This window comes from Marinilabilia salmonicolor (assembly GCF_003003035.1).
In the GTDB taxonomy this organism is placed as follows: domain Bacteria; phylum Bacteroidota; class Bacteroidia; order Bacteroidales; family Marinilabiliaceae; genus Marinilabilia; species Marinilabilia salmonicolor_A.
Genome location: NZ_PVTS01000016.1, coordinates 112,438 through 119,746, shown reverse-complemented (window position 1 = coordinate 119,746; position 7,309 = coordinate 112,438). Strand labels below are relative to the sequence as shown.

Here is a 7,309-nt window from a genome sequence, read left to right as displayed (position 1 = left end):
CTCTGGTTTAAAGATTTTCTGTGTTGCATGATTTTTTTTGACAAAGGTAGGCGTCTGGATCATGCCAGGAAAGATGTCATTGCTGGGGTGGATACTCTTGAAAATACATTTTACCACCATCTGAAATACATATTGCCCCTTCATCAATACCAATTCCCCCCATCATTTATACAAAAGGACTTAAATCTTAAATAGTGTTAAAATACCTTTGAAAAGTCGAATGCAGTTAAAAGTTGTATTGGACAGTGAACTTTTGGTTTACTCAAAAGAAGGAGTGTTTCATTATTTAACCTGGTCTATTCATAAGTTTTCGTTATGAGATGTTCAAATGCCAATAAATACGGGCACCCGCAAAGAAAATTGATGAAGGGAAAAATGAATTATTTTCAATTCAATTTTATTGAGGACGCCTTTATTTAGCAGGTAGTTGAACATCGCAATAGATAATTTGTGAATAGTCCAGGTTAAAGATTTAAATCCAAAGCTATGTTAAAAAAGAGTTTTCTTTTTATGTTCTTTTTTATGGCGGGGATTGGGCTGATGATGGCCCAGCAAACAGTGACCGGTGTGGTTACTGACTCGTCAAATGAGCCCATTCCGGGGGTCTCTATCCTCGAAAAGGGTACGATGAATGGTACCATTACCCAGGTGGATGGTAACTACTCAATAGAAGTAAGCGACGATGCCACCCTGGTGTTTTCGTTTATTGGTTTTGAGAGTCAGGAAGTTCCTGTTGAGGGACGTTCTGTCATTAATGTGGTCCTCACAGAAAATATCACCGATCTTGATGAAGTAGTAGTGGTTGGTTACGGAGTTCAGAAGAAAAAACTGGTGACCGGAGCTACGTTGCAAGTGAAAGGGGAAGACATTGAGCGAATGAACAATACCTCTCCGTTGCAGGCCCTTCAGGGACGCACACCCGGGGTGAATATCTCTTCCACATCGGGTCAACCGGGAGCCGATATGAAGGTTACCATTCGCGGACTCGGAACTATTGGCAATGCCGGGCCTCTTTACATTATCGATGGAATTGAAGGTGATATTTCGACCATTGCTCCTTCCGATATTGAGAGTATTGATGTATTGAAAGATGCCGCTTCTGCTGCAATTTACGGATCGCAGGCTGCCAATGGGGTGGTGCTGGTTACGACCAAGACCGGAAAAGCAGGCAAAGCCCAGGTGACGTTTGATACCTATTATGGTATTCAGCAGGTAGCCAGATATACCGATATGCTGAATCGCAATGAATACATTAATATTATGCAGGAGCAGGCAGCCAACTCAGGAGCTGCTTTGTACAATCCTTCTATCTTTGATGGTACAGCTGATACCGACTGGGTAGAACAAATGTTTGTTGACGATGCTGTTACACAGAATTACAATATAGGACTTAGTGGTGGTTCTGAATCCTCCATTTATTCTATGTCATTGAATTATACCGGACAGGAAGGTGTTGTAGGAGGATCAGATGTTTCCAATTATGAGCGTTACGGATTTCGATTAAATACAGAGCACAAACTGTATAATGATATTCTGAAAGTCGGGCAACACCTAAATTTCAGCTATATTATGAAAAACGGAGTTCAGGTAGGTAATCAGTATAGTAATACACTTCGTGGAGCTTTTGGAACTTCTCCGCTTGCACCTGTGTTTAGCGATAATAATAAGTACGATTCTCCGTATAACGATACCTCCTCTTCACAGTGGTATGATGGCGACGGGAACCCTTATGGGCACATGATGACCAACAGCAATAATGAGAATGATGATCAGCGCTTGCTGGCCGATGTTTATGCTGAGTTGGAACCCATCGAAAACCTTACCCTTAAAACGGTTTTTGGTATTAATTACTATGCCGGAGAATACCGCAGCTATACACCTCTTTACAGATTTTCTGTTTATTCTTACAATGAAGATCACACTACTGTTCAGCAAAATATGTCGAAGGGACATACACTGACATGGACCAACACTGCATCCTATAATTTCGAAGTTGGGGACCATCGTTTCGAGGTACTGGGCGGTATGGAATCTATTCAATACCAGGGAATGCGTGTTCAGGGATCTAACTGGGATTTGCTTGAGCAATTTGACAGTTGGGACTATGCCTATCTGGACAACACTACCGGCCAGGCAACCCTGGTGGAAGATGAGGATGGAAATATTACCGGAGTTACCGAAAAGCGGAATGTGGAAGGTGGTCCTGAAGTGAAGGCACGTCGCGTTTCCTATTTTGCCCGTTTTGGCTACAACTTCAAGGAGAAGTATATGCTGAATGCAACTTTCCGTGCGGATGGTTCTTCGAAGTTTCAGGAAAGCAATCGCTGGGGATATTTTCCTTCTGTTTCGGCAGGTTGGGTAATGTCTGAGGAGTCTTTTCTGGAAGATGCCGGAAACTGGATGAATTATCTGAAATTAAGAGCCAGTTGGGGCCAGGTAGGTAATCAGAATATCGAAAACTTCCAGTATGCATCCCCGATGATTATTACCAATTATGACGGAGACTACCCTGCAGGATATTACCTTTTCGGAACTCAGCTGGGATCCAATGTGAAGGGTGCATATCCCGGTCGTTTGGCCAATGCAGGCGTAAAGTGGGAAACTTCCGAACAAATCAATGTGGGTATTGATGCCCGTTTTCTGCACTCTCGTTTGGGGGCCAACATCGATTACTACATCAAAACTACCAAAGACTGGCTGGTGGAAGCACCCATCCTGGGAACTGCCGGGACCGGTGCTCCTTTTATCAATGGTGGTGATGTGAAAAATACCGGTATTGAACTGGCACTGAACTGGAATGACCAGATTGGTGACTTGAGGTATTCTTTGTCGGCCAACGGGGCTTACAATAAAAATGAGGTGGGTGCCATTCCCACAGAAGATGGAATCATTCACGGAGAGAGCAATATGCTTTATGATAACTCCGGTGAATTCTACCGTGCTCAAAACGGTCATGCCATCGGATATTTCTGGGGTTTCGAAACTACAGGTATTTTTCAGAATGAAGCGGAGATACAATCCTGGCGAGATGCAGGAAACGGTATTTTTCAGCCCAATGTGAAGCCCGGAGATGTGAAATATGTGGATCAGAACAAGGATGGTAAAATCAATGAAGATGACAAGGTAGATCTGGGCAACGGAATGCCTGACTTTACTTTTGGTTTTAATGTTAATCTGATGTACAAGAACTTTGATTTTAACGTGACCGCCAGTGGAGTGGCCGGAAATAAGATTGTTCAGTCCTACCGCAATCATGCCAACAAAAAGGCCAATTACACCAGTGCCATTCTGGCCCGATGGACCGGGGAGGGTACCTCCAACAAGATGCCCCGGGTAACTGATAATAACGTGAACTGGTCATTCTCTGACTTGTATTTGCAGGACGGAGATTTCCTTCGCATCAGCAATATATCACTGGGTTATGACTTTAGTGAATTGATTAACTGGGAATACCTGGGTCAGCTTCGTTTTTATGGCCAGGTTCAGAATGCCTTTACATTTACCAAATACGACGGAATGGATCCCGAAGTCGGGTATGGTACCAGCGATTGGGTTTCCGGAGTAGATCTGGGATATTATCCCCGTCCGAGAGTATTTCTGTTGGGTGTAAATGTTAAATTCTAATATTTAAAAACATTAGTTTATGAAGTCTTTTAAGATATATATAATAGCAGCACTGGGGGTTGTAGGACTGGGACTTTCTTCCTGCTCCGACAGTTTTCTGGATGTGGAACCGGAAACATCCCTCTTTGACGAGAATTTTTATTCCACTCAGGCTGATGCTGAACTGGCACTGATTGGTTGCTACGACGGGTGGCAACGTACCTCCTCCGATGCCGATGTCTCTTTTTACCTTTTGTCTGAAGTGATGTCTGACCAGTGTTTTGGTGCAACAGGCGTGGGGGATGACAGAAATTATCAGGCCATTGATCGTTTTGATCTCTCCCAGGCTCCTTCTTATTCCGATTTGGGCAACAATTTATGGGAATCTTATTACCGGGGGATTTTCCGTTGCAACAAGTTGCTTCAGGAACTTGACAACGTAGCATGGAATGGAGATACAGAAGAAGCGCAGTTGGCAAATAAGGTTCGCGTAGAGGGAGAAACCCGCGTTTTGCGTGCGATCCTCTATTTCGATATGGTTCGTTTGTTTGGCAATATTCCTTTGCTTACCGAACCTTCAGATGAAAATCTTCCACAGGTTCATCCCGATGAGGTCTATAAATTAATTGCTGAGGATCTGATGTTTGGCGCTGAGAATATTCCGGCTGATGCTTATCCAAAAAGCAACGCTAATGAGAATGATGGAAGAATTACTCAATATGCTGCAAAAGCCCTGTTGGCACGTGTTTACCTTTACTATACCGGATATTACGAGAAGAGTGATCTGGTAGGGATGGTGAGTGCTCAGGAGGCATTGTCAGGTCTTGAAGATATTATTTCCAGTGAAGAGTACGGCCTCGTAGGGGAATTTAAGAATCTGTGGCCTGCTGCCAGTATGACGCTGGAAGAGGATGGCGATAATAAAATAATGAAGTCATCTTACGCCGGCCGTGGAAATCAGGAAGTAGTGCTGGCCAAGAAATTTAATTATACCCAGGATTACAATGGCAATATGGATGGAAACCGTTGGCTTGTAATGATGGGAATGCGAAACTTTAGTAGTTTTCCTTACGGTCGTGGCTGGGGTGCTTGTACTGTCCATCCTGAATTTGCTCAGGCTTTTGGAGACGGAGATACCCGTCGCGCTGCTTCAATGATTGACCTGGTTGGTGAAGGCATCGAAGGCGACTTCGAAACCCTGGATGATCAGCGTGAATATACCGGTTTCTCTGTGAAGAAATATACTCCCATGAGTAAGTGGCAAAAGGATGAAGCATCAGGTGAGTGGACACTTGTTGACGAGGTAGCCGGTCTGGGCGAAGGTGATTTTCAGATTTCTCAGTATCAGGATTGGGTAATTGTTCGTTATGCTGATGTATTACTGATGGCTGCCGAACTGGGTAGTGCCAATGCTGCAGAATACCTCAACCGCGTGAGGAGAAGAGCTTATACTGTGGATGGAGAAGTGGGCGCAGGGTTTAATGAAATTTCTGCTACACCCGAAAACATTCTGGAAGAGAGAGAACTTGAGTTTGCTTTTGAGGGAATTCGTTATTGGGATTTGCTGCGTCAGGGAATCGATAAGGCCGCTTCTGAAATTGCTGAAGAGAATGGTGTGGATGTATTGAGTGGTGGTAATCAGGATCAGGTGGTAATTCAGGCTTCCAACTTTGTGGAGAAAAAAGGTTTGTTCCAGATTCCTCAAACTCAGATAACACTGTCGAATTACCTGCTGGAGCAAAATGCAGGATGGTAATTACAAAAAACTATTAGATTATGAAGACTAAATTTTTCAATATATGCTTTTCGGTGCTGGCTGTAATGACGCTGTTATTTTCGGCCTGTCAGCCCGAGGAATATGAACTGGGACAAATGCTCTCAAAGGAAGATTTGAAATACAGCATTGTTCAGGATGCAGAAGATCCTAATATGGTGATCCTGATGGCCAGAAACGATGGATACGCTCCTTTCTGGACAACACCAATGGGAAGAAGTACCAGGGTGAATGATACTGTTCGTATTCCGTTTGAGGGAAACTACGACTTTGTTTATGGTGTGGTAACCCCTGGTGGAGTGATCCAGGCCGATACCTTTACATTGGAACTTACAACCACCAATCTGAATTATGTCAATGATCCATTATGGACAAAACTGACCGGTGGTGTTGGTGAAGAAAAAACGTGGCTGCTGGATCTGAATGCTGATGGTCAAAGTCGCTATTTTGTCGGGCCTCTCTATTTTTATGGTACCGACGACAGCTGGGCTACTGTAACAGAAGGACAAACCATTGAAGGAGATACCTGGAACTGGCAGGCAGACTGGGAAGGAAACCAGTGGATAATGCCTGCAGCGGATTACGGAACAATGACTTTCAGTCTTAAAGGAAATGCAACTGTTACGGTAAATCATGAAGTACTCGGAAGAGTGGACAATGGTACTTATTTCCTGGATGCTGATGCCAAAACGCTTTCCATGACTGATGCCGCTCCTTTGCATGATGAAGGACGTGATGGACAGGTAATAAACTGGGGAGATATCCGGGTAATGTCTCTTACTGAGGATGCTATGCAGCTTGGTGTTATTCGTGACGAGGCATTGTCGGGAGAAGGTCCTGCCTTGCTTGTTTACAACTATGTTTCTAAAGAATACTATGATAACTGGGTTCCTGAAGATCTTCCGGATCCTGAGCCTGAACTTCCCGCCGGATGGCAGGAGGATATTTCGCAGGTAGTTTCTACTTCTATCTCCTGGACATTGTCTGATCAGAATCCTATTGACTGGTGTAATCTCGATGGAACAAGAATGAATGGGTGGAATGCTCCGGAGGATTACCCCGACTGGTTAGGAACTCCTGATCCCAGTGTTTATGAAGGGTTTTCACTTACACTGAACTCAGATGACAATACCGTTGAGTATGTTGCTCCTGACGGAACTACTGAGACAGGTACTTATACATTGGATGAAAAAGGAATTTATACATTCGACGGAATCGCTCCTTCATTTTCAGTGATTGGATGGGCCAGTTTTGGGTTAACTGCTGACAATCAATTGCGGATTATGTCCATTGAAAAAGATGCTGCCGGTAAAGTAACAGGCATGTGGGTTGGTGCAAAAGATCCCGAAAAGCCCGAATATGTTGCTTACCATCTGGTTCCTTCAGCTGGAGGGGCTCCTGAAAGCGATGATGCAGAACCTCAGCCAACAGTGCTGGCATTCGATAATACCAAACTTGCTTATGGTGATATTGAAGAAAAAGGGAACCTCCGGTTGGAGCTTTTTAACGAGTATGGTAGCACTAAAGAAGATCCTCCATTCTCAACCAGCGAACTGGCTTCATTCAACAGCCTGGAAGTTACATTTACTCTTAGTGGGGTTACATTGACTGAAGGAGCTGAAGGATCTTATGATGCCTCGATTCTTTATGCAGATGGAGACTGGAATCCCCAGGCTAACGGAGAGGTCATCACGGTAAACGGAGATGGAACCTACACTGCTACATTTGCTCCCGGAACCTTGTCGGAAGGCGTGATGGTGTTCGTGATTGATATAGTCGGCATGGGAGAGGATATTGCTGATATGACTGCCGTAGCAGCTACCATTGATGAGGTGTTGGTCTATTAACAAAGGAGATTTAAAATAAACTCTATTTATAGCCAATTAGAGGCAAGTCCCGGTAATTGAGCCGGGGCTTGCATTAATTTGTTCA

At 44.1% G+C, this 7,309-nt stretch carries 4 protein-coding genes; all 4 read left to right on the top strand.

What is annotated here, in order from left to right; all coding sequences use genetic code 11:
* The coding region (locus BY457_RS19150) for a hypothetical protein (protein WP_219885171.1) at nucleotides 1–195 on the top strand (195 nt) is incomplete at its 5' end.
* A 291-nt stretch (nucleotides 196–486) separates the two neighbouring features.
* Nucleotides 487–3,624: a SusC/RagA family TonB-linked outer membrane protein gene (locus BY457_RS15035; RefSeq protein ID WP_258176757.1), complete on the top strand. Its 3,138-nt coding sequence runs from the start codon at nucleotides 487–489 to the stop codon at nucleotides 3,622–3,624.
* Between the two features lie 19 nt (nucleotides 3,625–3,643).
* Nucleotides 3,644–5,359 (top strand): RagB/SusD family nutrient uptake outer membrane protein, encoded by a 1,716-nt coding sequence (locus BY457_RS15030; protein WP_106154149.1) that lies wholly within the window; start codon nucleotides 3,644–3,646, stop codon nucleotides 5,357–5,359.
* 20 nt (nucleotides 5,360–5,379) lie between these two features.
* A complete protein-coding gene (locus tag BY457_RS15025) occupies nucleotides 5,380–7,224 on the top strand; it encodes a hypothetical protein (RefSeq protein WP_106154148.1) in 1,845 nt (614 codons plus the stop codon).
* Nucleotides 7,225–7,309 lie beyond the last annotated feature (85 nt).